Genomic DNA, 15,129 nt, shown 5'->3' on the forward strand with positions numbered 1-15,129 from the left:
ATTCAGACCTCCCTGGCGTTCTCAGCGATCAGCGAGATCGCCTCCTGAACGGCGATGTCCTTCTTCATCTGTTCCTTCTCGCCGTCTCCCATCGCCGCTTTCAGCTTATCCGTCTCCATCTTGTACTGCTTCGCGATCTTCTCGATCTCCTCATCAAGCCGCTCGTCGGAAACCTGGATATCAGCGTCCTTCGCGACCTGCTCGAGGACCAGACGGGTCTGGATCTGCTTCAGAGCCTGCGGCTTCATCTGCTCCTTCATCTGTTCCTCTGTGGAACCGGTGTACTTGAGGTACATATCGATGGGAATGCCCTGGCTGGCCAGTCTCTGGGCGTAGTTCTGATACATCGAGATCACCTCGGAGTTGACCATTGCCTCCGGAATATCCATCTCGGAGGACTCGATCAGCTTGTCCACCGCCTCGTTCTCCTTCGCGGTCTTCGCCTGATCGGCCTTTCTCTTCTCAACGGTCTCGCGGACAGACTTTTTGTATTCGTCAAAGGTGTCGAACTCGGAGACATCCTGCGCGAACTCGTCATTGAGCTCCGGCATCTCCTTCTTCTGGATCTTGTGGACGGTACACGCGAAGACCGCGTCCTTTCCGGCGAGATCCGTCGCGTGATACTCGGCCGGGAACGTCACGTTCACGTCCTTCGACTCTCCGGCGTTCACGCCGACCAGCTGCTCCTCGAAGCCGGGGATGAAGCTGCCGGAACCGATCACCAGCTCCTGATTCTCCGCCGTGCCGCCCGCGAACGCGACGCCGTCGATCGTGCCCTTGTAGTCAAGCGTCACTGTGTCGCCGTTCTCAACCGCACGGTCCGTCACTTCCACAAGACGGGCGTTCTTGTCCTGCTCCTTGCGGATCTCCTCGTCGACTTCCTCATCGGTGACGGTCAGATCCTGCTTCTTGACCTCGATTCCCTTGTACTCGCCGAGCTTCACCTCCGGGCGGACAGCGACAGTAGAGGTGTAGATCAGGCTCTTGCCCTTCTCCACCTGCTCCACATCGAACTCCGGACGGGAGACGAACTCCAGCCCTGTCTCCTCCGCGGCTGCGCCGTAGGTGCCGTTGATGCAGTCGTTGATCGCATCCTCATAGAAAACCGACGGGCCGTACAGCTTCTCGATCAGCTGCTGGGGCGCGTGACCCTTGCGAAAGCCCGGAACGGATATCTTCTTCTTGTTTCTGTTGTAGGCGCGTGTCATCGCCTTCGTGAAATCCTCTGCCGGAACCTCGACCGTCAGCTTGACCATATTGTGTTCCAGCTTCTCAACCTGTGCGCTCATTCTTCCTCCTGCACTCGCTTTCTGCTTTCTTTATATGCGCTGTCCCTGCTTGCGCGGACGGGCGGGTCTTGTCCTGTCCCGCCCCGTCTCCTTCACGCGGAAACGGCCTGTCCGCCGCCGCTCCTCTCCGCCTCCCGTCCCGGACGGGAGAGCCGGGTCTTAAGTCCCTCCGAATGGCGGTCAGCAGGTGACAGACATCGACAGTCAGTAATTAAGTATAGCACAGCCTCTGATGCATGGCTATCTTTTTTTCAGGCGTCAGCTCATCCTGTAGACGATCCCGCGCCGTACGCTCTCCGCCGCCTCGCTGTCCGCCAGCGCGTCGATCAGCTTCAGGGCGAACGGAACCGCGGTCCCGGCTCCTCTTGAGGTGATCACGTGCCCGTCCTTCACGACCTCCTTGTCCACCGTCACGCTTGCGCCGTGCTCCTTCAGCCTGCTCTCGAGCCCCGGATAGCAGGTCGCCTTCCTGCCGTCCAGAAGACCGAGGTCCGCCAGCACGGTGGGTGCGGCGCAGATGGCCGCGGTATAACGCTTCTCCTTCGCCGCCTTCTGAAGCGCGGCCCGGAGTCCCTCATGGTTCATCAGATACGTGGTGCCGGGCATGCCGCCCGGAAGCACGAGCATATCGGCCCGGTCCGTCTCCGCCTCGTCCCACATCTGATCCGCGCTGACCTCGATGCGGCTCCGCCCGCGCACGGTCAGCGAATCGCTGATGGAGACCGTCTTCACATCGAAGTCCGCCCGGCGGAGCAGATCCACCACAGTCAGCGCTTCCACCTCTTCAAAGCCGTCCGCCAGAAATACAAGGACTGATTTCATGCTTTTCTCCTTTCTGTCTGATCCGGATCAGAGCTTCGCGATCCGCTCCAGCGCCGCCTTCGAGTTCTCATGGGTTCCGAACGCGGTGAGCCGGAAGAAGCCCTCTCCGTGAGGACCGAAGCCGCTGCCCGGCGTTCCGACCACATGCGCCCGCTCAAGCAGATAATCAAAGAATTCCCAGGAGCTCATCTGATCCGGCGTCTTGAGCCAGATATACGGGGAATTGACGGCTCCGTACACCGTATAGCCCATTCCGGCCAGACCGTCCCGGATGAGGCGTGCATTTTCCATATAATACCCGACGAGCCCGCGGATCGAGGCCCTGCCCTCCTCCGTATAGCAGGCCTCTCCGGCCCGCTGGACGATGTACGGCGCTCCGTTGTACTTCGTCCCGTGGCGGCGCGCCCACATATCATGAAGGGAGGCGTCTCCCTTCTTCAGATCCTTCGGAACCACCGTGTAACCCAGACGGAGGCCGGTGAAGCCCGCGTTCTTCGAGAAGCTCCGGATCTCGATGGCGCAGGTCCGCGCCCCGTCGCACTCATAGATGGAATGCGGGAGATCCGGATCCGAGATGTAGGCCTCATAGGCCGCGTCATAGATGATCACGCAGCCTTCCCGATTGGCGTAGTCCACCCACCTCTGAAGCTGCTCCTTCGTGACCGCCGCGCCGGTCGGGTTGTTGGGGAAGCAGAGATAGATCAGATCCGGCCGCTCCTTCGGGAGATCGGCGACGAAGCCGTTCGCCTCGGTGCAGGGCATATAGATCACATCGCTCCAGTACCCGGTTTCCGGATCGTATGTGCCGGTGCGGCCGGCCATCACGTTGGAATCCACGTAGACCGGATAGACCGGATCGCAGACCGCGATCCTCGCGTCGTCCGAAAACAGCTCCTGAATGTTGCCGGAGTCGCATTTCGCGCCGTCCGAGACGAAGATCTCGTCGGGCCGGATATCGCAGCCCCGCGCCCTGAAATCGCCGTCCGCGATCGCCTCACGCAGGAATGAGTATCCCAGATCCGGCGCGTAGCCCCGGAATGTGGCCGGGTCCGCCATCTCGTCCACCGCCTTGTGGAGCGCTCGGATCACCGGCTCGCCCAGCGGCTGCGTCACGTCGCCGATGCCGAGACGGATCACGGTCTCGTCCGGATGCTTCTCCGTGTATGCGGCGATCTTCCTCGCGATCGTGGAAAACAGGTAGCTGCCCGGCAGCTTCAGATAGTTCTCATTTACCTTATACATTGATCTCTCCTTCAAATACTTCCTCCGCCGGTCCTGTCATCCAGACATGGCCGTCCGTTTCACTCCACTCGACGGTCAGCCGGCCCCCTCTGAGCGCCATCTCCACCTTCCGTTCCGCGACACCTCTGAGCACGGCCGCGACGCATGCCGCGCAGGCGCCGGTGCCGCAGGCCAGCGTCTCGCCGGAGCCCCGCTCCCAGACCCGCATCTTAAGATGCGTACGGTCCGTCACATTCACGAATTCGGTATTGATTCCCTCCGGGAACACCTGAGCATGCTCAAAAGCCGGTCCCACCGCCGTGAGGTCCATCCCGTCCGCATTCTCATCCGGAAACACCACGCAGTGGGGATTGCCCATGGAGACAAGGGTTATGTTCCACCTCCGGCCGGCCGCTTCGAACGGCGCGTCGACCACGCGTTCTCCCTCAAAATCCGCCGGGATCTGCGCCGGCATAAGCAGCGGTTCCCCCATATCCACGCGCACCCGGCTGATCCGTCCGTCCTCTCCCGGGTAGAGCGTCAGTGTCTTCACGCCGGCGAGCGTATCCACCGTGATCTCCGTCCGGTCTGTCATTCCGTGATCGTAGACATATTTCCCCACGCACCGGATGCCGTTTCCGCACATCCGGCCGCGGCTCCCGTCAAGATTATACATCTCCATCTCGAAATCCGCCCTGTCGGACGGATTGATCAGGATCAGGCCGTCCGAGCCGATGCCGAAGTGCCGGTCACTCAGCTTTCTCGCAAGTGCGGCCGGATCCTTCAGACGCTCCTTCGAGCCGTCCACATAGATGTAATCATTGCCGATGCCCTGCATCTTTGTAAAATGCATCTGTCTCACCTCTTCCCTCCGGGCTGTCCGCCTTTCGCAGCTGTTCCGGGCACCGCATCCACCGGGCCGTCCGTACCTGCGCTCCTATTTTCTCCGGCCTCTCATGTAGGCGCACAGTCCCCGGAAAACAGCCCGGTCGTCCGCATCAAGAAACGCCATGCGCGAAAGGCGCCGTTCCGCCCTGGCAAAGCAGGCGTTCATCGTGTCACGGGCGTAATCGAGCGCGCCGCTCTCGCGGAAAATCGTCCTCACGGCCTCCAGTTCCTCCTCGGACACCGGCTTCCTGCCATAGTAGCGGAGAAGCTCCTCCATCCGTTCCGGGCAGCGCGTCCGGACATAAAGATAAAGGATCGTCTGCTTGAACTCGGAGATATCGGATCCTATGTCTTTCCCCAGCGTCTCCGCGTCCGCGTAGATTCCCAGAATGTCGTCCATGATCTGGAACGCGACGCCCACGTCGCTTCCGAACCGGTCCATCGCCTTCAGATCGGACTCCTCCGCGCCCGCCAGCATCATCCCGAGGTGAAGCGGCCCGACCACGGAATACCATGCGGTCTTCAGCCGGTAAATGTCTCCCACCGACTTCTCCAGCAGCTTCGCCTTCTCCTCCTCGCTGTAGATGGCGTCCTCAAGTTCATAGGGCAGCACCACGTCCAGCAGCTCGCCCCGGATCGTATTGATGACGACTTCATCGAAATACAGCAGCAGTTCTCCCAGCTTCGGATGATTCCGGTACGATTCCGCGAGTTTCCGGTTCGCGGCGTAGAGTCCGAGATCGCCCGCGCAGAGAGCCGCCGAGCGCGCCACATGGCTGACAGGTTCTCCGCCCGCGCAGGCGGAGATGCCGCGCACATCCAGCCGCTGCTCGTACCGCCGGTGGATCGTGGTCTTGCCCCGGCGCGTCTCCGCATTGTCGATGATGTCGTCATGCACCAGCACCGCGGTCTGGAAAATCTCGAAGGCCAGCGCGAGATCGTCCGCCTCCTCCGGCCTCGGTCCGCCCGCGGCCCGGTAGCCCAGCTTCACCAGCACGCCTCTCAGCAGTTTGCCTCCCTCGTCGAGATCCGCCAGATCCGACGTGAACGTGCGGAGAAGCCGGTTCGGGTCCTTCCTCAGCTCCCGGTTGTAAAGGCGCTGCGCCGCCGCCAGCTTTCCCTTCTCTTCCCTGTAGTAAGCGAGAAACGCGTTCAGATTCCGGTCCTCTTTCATTCCGCCGCATCTCCTTTCCGGACTGCTTCCTCAGGTACCCTTGTTGACCTTGATGCCGCGGTACCATGCCAGCGCCTCGCCGAGCAGCGCCTCACTGAAGTCCGGCCAGAGCACGTCGGTGAACCAGAGATCGGCGTAGGTCGTCTGCCACGGAAAGAAATTGGACAGACGCTGCTCGCCGCCGGTCCGGATCACCAGATCCATGTCCGGCACGCCGCGGGTGTCAAGATGCTCCTCAAAGCATTCCTCCGTGATCTCCTCCGGAGAAAGACGGCCTGCCTTCACCTCCTCCGCGATGCCGCGGGCCGCCCGCAGGATCTCGTCCCGGCCGCCGTAGCTGAGCGCGATCTGAAGGTACAGCGTCCTGCAGTTCCGGGTCAGCGCCTCCGCGTCGCGGATCACGCGCCGATCCTCCTCGCTGAGTCCCGAGAGGTTGCCGATGACCACAACCTGCACATCCTTCTCGAGGCAGATATGAATCCGCTCCGTAAAAAAGGTTCTCATCAGCCTGAACAGGTCGGTGACCTCCTGCTGCGAGCGTTTCCAGTTCTCGGTGGAGAAGGCGTATACGGTCAGATAAGGAATGCCCGCGTTCTCGCACCACTGGCAGAGATCCACGAAGACATCGATGCCCTTCTCGTGGCCGCGCATCACCGAAGCGAGCATATGCGCCCTCGCCCATCTCCGGTTGCCGTCCATGATCACGCCCAGATGGCGCACATTGTTTTCCGGCATAAAGGATCCTCCTTTCCCGATATCCGGCCACGGCGCAGGTCACATATGAAACACGCCGTAGGAGATCAGACTCATAATCGTGGCCGCGATGGCGATGCCGAGAAGAATCGCCGCCGAAGCCTTCTTTACGTCGATCTTGAGAAGCGAGGCGATCAGCGCGCCGGTCCAGCCCCCCGTTCCCGGAAGCGGAATCCCGACAAATCCCACAAGGCCCCAGAACTCGGCCCGGGAGACGCTCTCGCTCTTACTCATCGCTCTCGCTTCCATCTTTCTCACAAAACCTCCCAGATGCTTCGTCGGACGAAGCCAGTCGAAGATCCGGTTGATGAAAAGCAGGATAAAGGGGATCGGAATGATGTTGCCGATCAGCGAAAAAATCAGCGCCTGGCCGAGCGAAAGCTTCAGAAGCCGGGCGACCACAATGCCGCCCCGGAGCTCGATCAGCGGGAGCATGGAAACCAGCATGACGAACACCTGCTTTGAAATATAGCGGGCCGGGCCCTGCTGATACCACTGGACAATCGAATCCATCTTTATTGTACTCCTTCCCGGTGCTCAGACGGCGCCGCGGTTTTTCAGATATTCCCCGAGAGCCGCAAGCAGCGTCTTCATCTCATCATCGGTCCCGACGGTGATCCTCAGATAGTCGCGGATCACCGGCTTGTCCCACCAGCGCACATAGATCCGCTTTGACCGGAGATAAGCAAACAGATCGCCTCCGGGAATACCCGGATAAGATACGAAGAGGAAATTGGACGCGGAATCGGTCATCGAAAAGCCCATGGCGCGCATCGCCCGGGCTGTTTCGTCGCGGGTTGCACAGATCCTGCGGCAGCAGTCCCGGAAATACGCCTCATCCTTTATGCTCGCCGTGCCGACAGCCAGTGCCGGCCGGCTGATCGTGTAGGAGTTGAAGCTGTACTTGACATTCTCCAGCGCGCGGATCAGCTCCTCGTCCGCCATCGCGAAGCCGATGCGGACGCCGGCCATACTGCGGGATTTCGAGAACGTCTGCACCACAACCAGATTCTGATAGCGGCGGATCAGCGGCAGCGCGCTCTCGCCGCCGAAATCGATGTAGGCCTCGTCCACGATGACGACACTGTCCGGATTCGACGCCACGATCCGCTCCACCTCTTCCAGAGAGAGCAGCACGCCGGTTGGCGCGTTGGGATTCGGGAAAATGACGCCGCCGTTCGGTTTTTCATAGTCCTCCGGCACGATCCGGAAGGATCCGTCCAGCGGGATCCTCTCGTACGGTATCCGGAAAAGATCGGCCCAGACATCGTAGAAGCTGTAGGTGATGTCCGGAAACAGGACCGGCTTCTCCGAGCAGAAAAAAGTCTGAAAGCACATCGCGAGCACATCGTCCGAGCCGACGCCCACAAAGACCTCGCTGTCTCTTAATCCGTACCGCTCCGCGATCGCGTGGACCAGCCCGCCTGCCGCCGGATCCGGATATTTCCGGAAATCGGCCGGATCCAGCGCGCGGAGCGCCTCGCCCACCTTCGGGGAAGGCGGATACGGATTCTCGTTCGTATTCAGCTTGATCACATCCGCCTGCTTCGGCTGCTCGCCGGGCACATAGGGGACAACCTGCCTGATATTATCTCGAAAGCTCATATTTCTTCGCCAGCCTTTCAAACCCGGGAAGGGCGTTCTGTACCGTCTCGTGGGAAACGCAGTAGGCCAGCCGGACCCATCCCGAACAGCCGAAGCTCCGTCCCTGCACCAGCAGGATCCGTTCCTCCTCCTTCGCGTCCTTCACAAACGTGCGCTCGTCCGCCGTCGGGGACTGAATCCACAGATAGAAGGCGCCTTCCGGTTTCACAAAGGTGAACCCGTCCGCTGCCAGCGCGTCACAGAGGAGCTTCCGGTTCCGGTCGTAGAAGGCGACGTCCGCCTTTTCGCCGCAGCAGCGGGCCACCACACGCTGCATCAGGGAAGGCGCGTTGACGAAGCCGAGGATACGGCCTGCCACATTCGCGGCGGCGGTGACCTCCTCCGCGTCCGCAAGGTCAGGCGGAATCACCAGATATCCGATCCGCTCGCCCGGAAGCGAGAGGGACTTGCTGTAAGACGTGCCGACAATGGTGTCCCGGTACAGAAGCGGAAGCCACGGTACCTGCGCGCCGTCGTAGACGATCTCGCGGTACGGCTCGTCGGAAATCAGATAGATCGGATGGCCGAATGCTCGCTCCGCCGCCTCCAGCCGCTCCGCCACCGCTCTGAGCACCGGCTCGGGATAGACGACGCCGGTCGGATTGTTCGGCGAGTTGAGGATCAGCGCCTTCGTCCTCGGATTCAGCTTTCTTCCGAGATCCTCCGGGTCGGGGAAGAACGTCACCGGATCCGCAGCGGCCTCCACCAGTACGCCGTCATAATTGGAGACATAACTGCGGTACTCGCCGAAGTAAGGGGTCACGGTGATGACCTCATCGCCCGGATCGAGGATCGTCTTCAGAATCACGTTCAGTCCTCCGGCCGCACCCACCGTCATCATGAGATGCTCCGCCCGGTAGTCGGTTCCGTACCGGCGGTTCAGCTCACCGGCCAGCCTCTCACGGACATCCTCGTATCCGGAGTTGTTCATATAGCCGTGGACCAGCACCGGGTCCTCCTGCGTCACGATCCCGACGATCGCCTCACGCACCGCGTCCGGCGCCGGCACGTTGGGATTGCCCAGACTGAAATCATACACCTTGTCGGGGCCGTAGACCGCCGCCATCCGGCGGCCTTCCTCGAACATCGCCCGGATCGCCGAGCTGCCCGCCACATAGGACTGCATTTTTCTCGAAATCACGCGGATCCGCCTCCTCTTCCCGCTGTTATTCCACAACGATCTTCTTGTGCGATTTCTTCCCCTTGCTCAGGATGTGCTCCTCCTTCGCCAGCTCGTCCTTTGTGAAACGGACAAACGGATCCGTGATCTTCGTCCCGTTGACCCGGACGCTGCCGTCCTTCGTGACGGACCGCCGGGCGTCGCCGTTTGACGTCGCAAATCCCGCCTTCGTCAGCAGCGGAATGATCCCGATGGCGCCGTCCTCGAAATCGCCGTCATGCAGAACGAGCTGCGGAATCTCCGCCGCCGGGCCGCCTCCGAACAGCGCCTTGGCCGCCGCCTCTGCCTTCGCCGCCTCCTCCTCTCCGTGGACCAGCTTCGTGAGCTCGTAGGCGAGTATCTCCTTCGCCCTGTTCAGCTGGCTGCCTTCCCAGCGGTCCATCTCGTCCACCTGCTCGAGCGGAAGGAAGGTGAGGAGCCGGATGCAGCGCAGCACGTCGGCATCGGCCACGTTCCGCCAGTACTGGTAGAACTCGTAGGGGCTCGTCTTCTTCGGATCCAGCCAGACGGCGCCGCCTACGGTCTTGCCCATCTTCTGCCCCTCGGAGTTGAGGAGGAGTACCTGCGTCATCGCGTAGACGTCCTTCCCCAGCTTCCGGCGGACCAGCTCGGTGCCGGCCAGCATATTAGACCACTGGTCGTCACCGCCGAACTCCATGTTGCAGCCGTACTTCGTGTAGAGCATGTAGAAGTCATATGCCTGCATCAGCATGTAGTTGAATTCAAGAACCGTCAGGCCGTTCTCCCAGCGGGCCTTGTAGGCCTCCGCCGTGAGCATGCGGTTCACCGTGAAATGCGGTCCCACCTCACGGAGGAAATCGATATAATTCAGGTTCATCAGCCAGTCCGCGTTGTTCACCATCAGCGCCTTCCCGTCGGAAAAGTCGATGAAGCGGCTCATCTGAACCTTGAAGCAGTCAATGTTGTGCTGAATCTCTTCCTTCGTCATCATCCGGCGCATCGCGTTCTTGCCGGAAGGATCGCCGATCATACCCGTCCCGCCGCCGAGCAGCGCGATGGGACGGTTGCCCGCCATCTGAAGCCGCTTCATCAGGCAGAGCGCCATGAAATGCCCCACATGAAGGCTGTCGGCCGTGGGGTCGAAGCCGATGTAGAAGGTCGCCTTCCCGTTGTTCACAAGCTCGCGGATCTTCTCCTCGTCCGTTACCTGCGCGATCAGGCCGCGCGCCTTCAGCTCTTCATAAATCTGCATGGTTCTTCTCCTTCCCAATATGTCCGGCCGTCTGCGGGGCGTAAACCCGCGCGGCCCGGTCTGTCTGTCCACCGCCGGAACGGCCGGGGATCCCCGGCCCTCCTCCGTCAAATCCGGATTCCGGTCATTCTCTTCCGGCTGCCTGTCCCGCGTCCGCCTCCGAACCCTTCAGAAAGCCGAAGGGCTCCGGATCCGATATGAAATGCATCAGCTGGAGCGCACAGTTTCCGGCCATCCGTTCCGTCCGAAGGATCCGCCGCGCCTCCGCCCGGTCGGCCATCACGACCTCGATTTCCTCGGAGTCCTCCAGATGCTGGTCGCGGACATCGCCCTCGGCGTAGCCGTAGACCATCGCGCAGCACTCGTCCGTCATGCCGTCCGTCATATAGTAGGGCCGGGTGAACATCGGGTCCGCCGGAACCGGCGTCAGACGGAGGCCGGTTTCCTCATAGACCTCCCGGACCGCTGCCTCCGTGTAGGACTCGCCTTCTTCAACGAGTCCCGCCGGAAACTCGTAGACGTACTGGCCGATCGGCCAGCGGAACTGGCGGATCAGCAGCACCCGGTCGCGCTTCTCTCCCACGAGGACGAAGACCGCGACGCCGTCGCAGCGGGACTTCTTCCTCCTCAGCTCGAGTCCGTCCGTCGTCAGCGCCCGCGAAGCGAAATAGTAGTGTCCCGGCTCGCCGGTCTTTTTGGTTGTGTGCAGCTCGTAATAGTTGAGGTGATCGTTATGCGTCACCTGAATGATGTCGTTGATCGTTCCCATTTCCTCTAATGCCTCCTGCAAAAAACGCGGGTCCCGCCGGCCTTACTGCTGACCCGTGTAGACGCTCTCGTCATAGGGATCGCCGTAGATCACGACCGCCTCCCCGATCTCCACATTTTTGTAGATCTCCGGCATCACGTCCTCCGGACAGTTGATGCAGCCGTGAGAGCCGTCCGACTTCCAGATACTGCCGCCGAAAGCGTCCCGCCAGGGCGCATCGTGAAGACCTTCTCCGCCGTTGAACGGCACCCAGTAGTTCACCGGACTCGAATAGCCTTCTGTCTTGATGTTGCCAAGAGAGACGTCCGTCATCTTCTTCTTGATCGCGAAACACCCCATATAGGTAATCCGGCCGTGCACCGGCAGACCGGTCACCACGTCCGTATCCACCACGACCTTGCCGTCCCGGTATACCCAGAGATGCTGCTTCTTCAGACTGATCTCGACATAGTTTCCGCCCAGTCCGCTGTTGGTGTCATAAGGCGGTTTGTTCCAGTACTCCGCGTCATACGTCCCGCTGTCCCCGTTCGCGATCCGGCTGCATACGTCCTCGACGGTCGCCTCGTCGTTCAGTGCATAGCCGTAATCGCCCAGCGGATCGATGGTCACCGTCTCCCCGTCCGAAGTCCTGAACGGGAAGGACTTCCCGTAGGTGTCGTACTGATCCTTCCAGCCGTACACCATCGCCGTGACCTTGTCCCTGGACACCGTCACCATCGAGCCGTCGTCCGACAGGAGGGACGCGACCGCCGGACCGTCCAGCGTCACATCGTGCTCGGCGATGCGGAATGTCAGTCCGGCCGACTTGAGCAGCGCGTTCCACTGCTGCATCCGCTTGCTGAGTCCCTCATCGGTGCTCAGGATCTTCGGCTGCACCGCGCAGTCTGTCACATCCACCGCGGTCTGCCCCGATGCCACCGCGTCATGAATCTTCTGCTTCGCAGCGGCCGCATCCAGTTCTGTTCCCGGCTGTTCGGCGGCGATGGCGCAGGTTCCGTCCTTCTGCTCCACTAAAGACGCGTCCGTCGGAGCCGTCATCTTCGAGGCGTCCAGCATCGAGAGCGAATCGATCTTCGTGTTCAGCGCGTTCTCATCGTATCTCATCACAAGCGCCGCCTGATAATCCTTCCGGAAAAAACGGCCGACGGGCCAGCCGAGCGCCCGCTGATCCTTCAGCGCCTTCTTCACACCGGAAGCATCCGCCACCGCAAGCGAAAGGCCGCTTCCGTCAAGCGTCTCCGACTCGCCCGCCGGCCCCTTGATCGTGAGCGCATAGGTATCCGCCACATGGCTCACGGCTTCCTCTGCCTGTCCCAGTGACATTCCGCTCACCTCAATGCCGTTGACAAAGGAATGCGGCTCGAAACGGAACACGCCGCGAACCGCCCCTCCTATATAGAAGAGCAGAAGGAGGCCCAGCGAACCGAGTATGATCCTCTGCTTTCTCACGAGCGCCTTCCGCTCCTCCATTGTCGGTCTTTTATACGGTTTTCCCTGTCTGATTCCAGTTCCCCTCATAGATAAAAGTCCAGTTCCTCTGCCCGTCCCGGATGCATTTAATATGAATCCGTCCCGCCTGTCTTTCCGCACGTTCTCTTCCTGTTCCTGCTTCTTCCGAGAGCCCCGCTGTTCTACAGCCTTCCGATCAGCCGGATATAAAACCGGATCATGCGGAACAGCGTCTCAGCTGAAACGGACTCGTCAATGCCGTGAACGGCCGCCCGCTCCTCCTTCGTCATGATCATCGGGGAAAAGCGGTACACATGGTCGGTGAGGTCCGCGTAGAAACGGGCGTCCGTCCCTCCGTTAAGCTGATAGGGCGCCACGATGGTATGCTTCCAGACGCTGCGGATCGTATCCGCCAGCACGCCGTAAACCGCCGCATCCGGATCGGACACAGGCGACGGATCGCTGCCGGAGATCGTCTCGACCCGGATCTCCGGATCCCGGATCACGCGCTGAAGCTCTTTCCGGACGGATTCCACCGTATCGCCCTCGATCAGGCGGGCGTTGACGCCCAGTGCGCCGCTTTCGGGCAGCACGTTGAAGGCGGACCGGACGTCCATGATCGTCACGGCGCAGGTCGTGCGCACCATCGACCGGAAGCTTCCTCCAAGCAGTGTGGCCGCCGCGGAAATCGCGGGCGACACCAGCGCCGGATGGCGGAAGAAAGGCCGCTCCGCCGCCGGCACATAAGGTGCCAGCGCTTCGAACATCATGCGGACCGGCGTCCCGAGGCGCGCGGGAAATTCATGGGACTCCACCGCCACCGCGGCCGCAGCCAGCCGTCCGGCTACCGTGTGGCGGGGCGGCGCCGACGTATGGCCTCCCCTGTGTTCCTCACAGGAAATCAGATAGTTGGCCGTTCCCTTCTCCGCGATGCCGATCATCGCCGCCTGATGCGGAACGCCGGGAAGTCCCTCCGGGATCACCGCGCCGCCCTCGTCAAGGACGAAATCGGGCTTCACGCCTCTCTTCTTCAGAAACGAGACGATCATCGCGGCCGTCGGACCGGAAACCTCCTCCTCGCCGCCGAAGGCAAGATAGATGTCGTTCGCGGGCACAAACCCGCCGGCAAGCTGCCACGCCATCGCCTCGCAGACCGCCAGCAGCGTCGACTTGGTATCCAGCGTACCGCGGCCCCAGATCCGGCCGTCCGCCCTCTCCGCGCCGAAAGGATCGTGCGACCAGGACGACGGATCGGCGTCCACTACATCATAGTGAGCCATCAGGACGGAAGGATGCTCGGAGGAACGCCCGGGAATCCGGATCAGCGTGCCGTAGTCGCCGATCCCCCATCCCTCTCCCCGCTCGAAAAAAACAGGATAACAGGAGCGGAACAGGGACCGGAAGGCGGCGAACGCGGCTGCGTCCGTACCCCTGCCGTCCGCGTGGGAAACCGTACGCAGCCGGATCATCTTTGCGAAACGCTCCAGCACCTCGGTTCTGTTCAGCTTCATCTGTCATCCTTTCCGCTGTTCACAGACTGCAAATGAACAAACATATACAGTCTATAACCTACTGATTTCCCCCCTTACTGTCAAGCCTTTTCCCCTGTGTCCGGAAACGGCGATCCTTCACGGCCGGTCTTTCCCTTCGTGCGGTTTACCTTGCATCGCTTTTGTGTTATCATGAGACGCGGAATCGAATCTATCTCAATCTGGTAATGAAAACTACATCGGTCGGGCAAAAATCCCCGTTTTGCGGGCTTTTTTATGACAACATTCTTCCATAAAGGAGGACAGCCATGAGCACCTATCTTCTCTATACTGACTCGGCAGCGGATATCCCGTCTCATTATTATCAGGAGTACGATATCCGGATCGTCGCCATGGACTACATGGTGGACGGAGAATCCTGCACCTTCCTGACGGAGGATCCGGATCACGACCCGATCTGCGACCGTCTCTACGAAAAAATGCGGTCGGGAGCCGATGTGCATACCTCCCAGATCACACCCTACCGCTACATCGAGACCTGGACGCCGGAGCTGAAAGCCGGGCACGACATCCTGTATCTCTCCTTCTCATCCGGCATGTCCGCCACATACCAGAACGCGCTGAACGCCGCTTCCCAGCTCGCCGACGAGTTTCCGGACCGCCGGATCGCCGTGGTCGATTCCCTCGCGGCGACCGCCGGCCAGGGCGTCATCACCGTCTGCGCCGCCATGAACCGGCAGAACGGCATGACGCTGGACGAAAACGCCGCCTGGCTGAAGGAAAAGATCCCGTACCTCTGCCACCGTTTCACGGTCGGCGACCTCGATTATCTTCATAAGGGAGGCCGTGTCTCCGCCGCCGTGGCCCTGATCGGCGGCATGCTCAACATCAAACCGCTTCTGATCATCGATGAGGACGGAAAGCTTCAGATGACGGGAAAGGCACGCGGCGTGAACTCCGCACTGAAGGCGCTGACCCACAGCTATCAGCATGAAATGCACGCGCCGGGCGTTCCCGATCTCGTCTTCATCTCACACACCTCCAAGTACGAGAAGGCGGAAGAGCTCGCCCGTATGATCCGCGAGGCGGACCCGGACGCCACAGTGGAAACCGTCTGCGAGACGCCGATCATCGGCGTCCATACCGGGCCCGAGTTTTTCTCGGTCTGCGGCTTCGGCCGGCACCGCACCGAGAGCAAATCTTAAAGCCCGCCTTAAGGACTTCACGTTTTCTTCAC

14 protein-coding genes are annotated in these 15,129 nt (G+C 61.0%); 1 reads left to right on the plus strand and 13 read right to left on the minus strand.

What is annotated here, in order from left to right; translation table 11 throughout:
- Positions 1 to 2 precede the first annotated feature (2 nt).
- From tig to G4C92_RS01610, 13 genes are all read right to left on the minus strand, one after another.
- Entirely contained in the window at positions 3 to 1,289 is a 1,287-nt protein-coding gene (tig, locus tag G4C92_RS01550; RefSeq protein WP_274940879.1) for a trigger factor, read from the minus strand.
- 258 nt (positions 1,290 to 1,547) lie between these two features.
- Entirely contained in the window at positions 1,548 to 2,111 is a 564-nt protein-coding gene (locus G4C92_RS01555; protein WP_274940880.1) for a DJ-1 family glyoxalase III, read from the minus strand.
- 27 nt (positions 2,112 to 2,138) lie between these two features.
- A complete protein-coding gene (locus G4C92_RS01560; RefSeq protein ID WP_274940881.1) occupies positions 2,139 to 3,353 on the minus strand; it encodes an LL-diaminopimelate aminotransferase in 1,215 nt (404 codons plus the stop codon).
- Positions 3,346 to 4,185 (minus strand): diaminopimelate epimerase, encoded by an 840-nt coding sequence (gene dapF, locus G4C92_RS01565; protein WP_274940882.1) that lies wholly within the window; start codon positions 4,183 to 4,185, stop codon positions 3,346 to 3,348. Before dapF ends, G4C92_RS01560 begins: the two co-directional genes overlap by 8 nt.
- A gap of 84 nt (positions 4,186 to 4,269) precedes the next feature.
- Positions 4,270 to 5,394 (minus strand): polyprenyl synthetase family protein, encoded by a 1,125-nt coding sequence (locus G4C92_RS01570; RefSeq protein WP_274940883.1) that lies wholly within the window; start codon positions 5,392 to 5,394, stop codon positions 4,270 to 4,272.
- A 30-nt stretch (positions 5,395 to 5,424) separates the two neighbouring features.
- Positions 5,425 to 6,129: a polyprenyl diphosphate synthase gene (gene uppS / locus G4C92_RS01575; protein ID WP_274940884.1), complete on the minus strand. Its 705-nt coding sequence runs from the start codon at positions 6,127 to 6,129 to the stop codon at positions 5,425 to 5,427.
- A gap of 39 nt (positions 6,130 to 6,168) precedes the next feature.
- On the minus strand, positions 6,169 to 6,660 hold the full coding sequence (locus tag G4C92_RS01580) for a COG2426 family protein (protein ID WP_274940885.1): 492 nt from the start codon (positions 6,658 to 6,660) through the stop codon (positions 6,169 to 6,171).
- A 24-nt stretch (positions 6,661 to 6,684) separates the two neighbouring features.
- Positions 6,685 to 7,752 (minus strand): pyridoxal phosphate-dependent aminotransferase, encoded by a 1,068-nt coding sequence (locus G4C92_RS01585; RefSeq protein WP_274940886.1) that lies wholly within the window; start codon positions 7,750 to 7,752, stop codon positions 6,685 to 6,687.
- A complete protein-coding gene (locus G4C92_RS01590; protein ID WP_274940887.1) occupies positions 7,736 to 8,932 on the minus strand; it encodes a pyridoxal phosphate-dependent aminotransferase in 1,197 nt (398 codons plus the stop codon). The genes G4C92_RS01585 and G4C92_RS01590 overlap by 17 nt, the downstream gene beginning before the upstream one ends.
- A gap of 25 nt (positions 8,933 to 8,957) precedes the next feature.
- Positions 8,958 to 10,184: a tyrosine--tRNA ligase gene (gene tyrS, locus G4C92_RS01595; protein ID WP_274940888.1), complete on the minus strand. Its 1,227-nt coding sequence runs from the start codon at positions 10,182 to 10,184 to the stop codon at positions 8,958 to 8,960.
- A gap of 124 nt (positions 10,185 to 10,308) precedes the next feature.
- The gene (locus tag G4C92_RS01600) at positions 10,309 to 10,953 is read right to left on the minus strand and encodes an NUDIX hydrolase (RefSeq protein ID WP_274940889.1); all 645 of its coding nucleotides are present in this window, start codon (positions 10,951 to 10,953) and stop codon (positions 10,309 to 10,311) included.
- A gap of 42 nt (positions 10,954 to 10,995) precedes the next feature.
- Positions 10,996 to 12,423, minus strand: a complete 1,428-nt coding sequence (locus G4C92_RS01605) for a L,D-transpeptidase family protein (RefSeq protein ID WP_274940890.1) — start codon at positions 12,421 to 12,423, stop codon at positions 10,996 to 10,998.
- A gap of 161 nt (positions 12,424 to 12,584) precedes the next feature.
- Positions 12,585 to 13,913 (minus strand): M20/M25/M40 family metallo-hydrolase, encoded by a 1,329-nt coding sequence (locus G4C92_RS01610; RefSeq protein WP_274940891.1) that lies wholly within the window; start codon positions 13,911 to 13,913, stop codon positions 12,585 to 12,587.
- A gap of 287 nt (positions 13,914 to 14,200) precedes the next feature.
- On the opposite strand from G4C92_RS01610, the gene G4C92_RS01615 reads away from it, so the two are divergent.
- Positions 14,201 to 15,097: a DegV family protein gene (locus G4C92_RS01615; RefSeq protein WP_274940892.1), complete on the plus strand. Its 897-nt coding sequence runs from the start codon at positions 14,201 to 14,203 to the stop codon at positions 15,095 to 15,097.
- The last annotated feature ends 32 nt before the right edge of the window (positions 15,098 to 15,129 follow it).

It is taken from the genome of Chordicoccus furentiruminis, assembly GCF_019355395.1.
Taxonomy (GTDB): Bacteria; Bacillota; Clostridia; order Lachnospirales; family Lachnospiraceae; genus Chordicoccus; species Chordicoccus furentiruminis.

Excerpts from the sequence above, each read along its gene's own strand:
- G4C92_RS01585 (WP_274940886.1), bottom strand. The coding sequence starts at position 7,752 with ATGAGCTTTCGAGATAATATCAGGCAGGTTGTCCCCTATGTGCCCGGC.
- G4C92_RS01555 (WP_274940880.1), bottom strand. The coding sequence starts at position 2,111 with ATGAAATCAGTCCTTGTATTTCTGGCGGACGGCTTTGAAGAGGTGGAA.
- G4C92_RS01610 (WP_274940891.1), bottom strand. The coding sequence starts at position 13,913 with ATGAAGCTGAACAGAACCGAGGTGCTGGAGCGTTTCGCAAAGATGATC.
- dapF (WP_274940882.1), bottom strand. The coding sequence starts at position 4,185 with ATGCATTTTACAAAGATGCAGGGCATCGGCAATGATTACATCTATGTG.
- G4C92_RS01600 (WP_274940889.1), bottom strand. The coding sequence starts at position 10,953 with ATGGGAACGATCAACGACATCATTCAGGTGACGCATAACGATCACCTC.
- tyrS (WP_274940888.1), bottom strand. The coding sequence starts at position 10,184 with ATGCAGATTTATGAAGAGCTGAAGGCGCGCGGCCTGATCGCGCAGGTA.
- G4C92_RS01580 (WP_274940885.1), bottom strand. The coding sequence starts at position 6,660 with ATGGATTCGATTGTCCAGTGGTATCAGCAGGGCCCGGCCCGCTATATT.
- tig (WP_274940879.1), bottom strand. The coding sequence starts at position 1,289 with ATGAGCGCACAGGTTGAGAAGCTGGAACACAATATGGTCAAGCTGACG.
- uppS (WP_274940884.1), bottom strand. The coding sequence starts at position 6,129 with ATGCCGGAAAACAATGTGCGCCATCTGGGCGTGATCATGGACGGCAAC.
- G4C92_RS01615 (WP_274940892.1), top strand. The coding sequence starts at position 14,201 with ATGAGCACCTATCTTCTCTATACTGACTCGGCAGCGGATATCCCGTCT.
- G4C92_RS01570 (WP_274940883.1), bottom strand. The coding sequence starts at position 5,394 with ATGAAAGAGGACCGGAATCTGAACGCGTTTCTCGCTTACTACAGGGAA.
- G4C92_RS01560 (WP_274940881.1), bottom strand. The coding sequence starts at position 3,353 with ATGTATAAGGTAAATGAGAACTATCTGAAGCTGCCGGGCAGCTACCTG.
- G4C92_RS01605 (WP_274940890.1), bottom strand. The coding sequence starts at position 12,423 with ATGGAGGAGCGGAAGGCGCTCGTGAGAAAGCAGAGGATCATACTCGGT.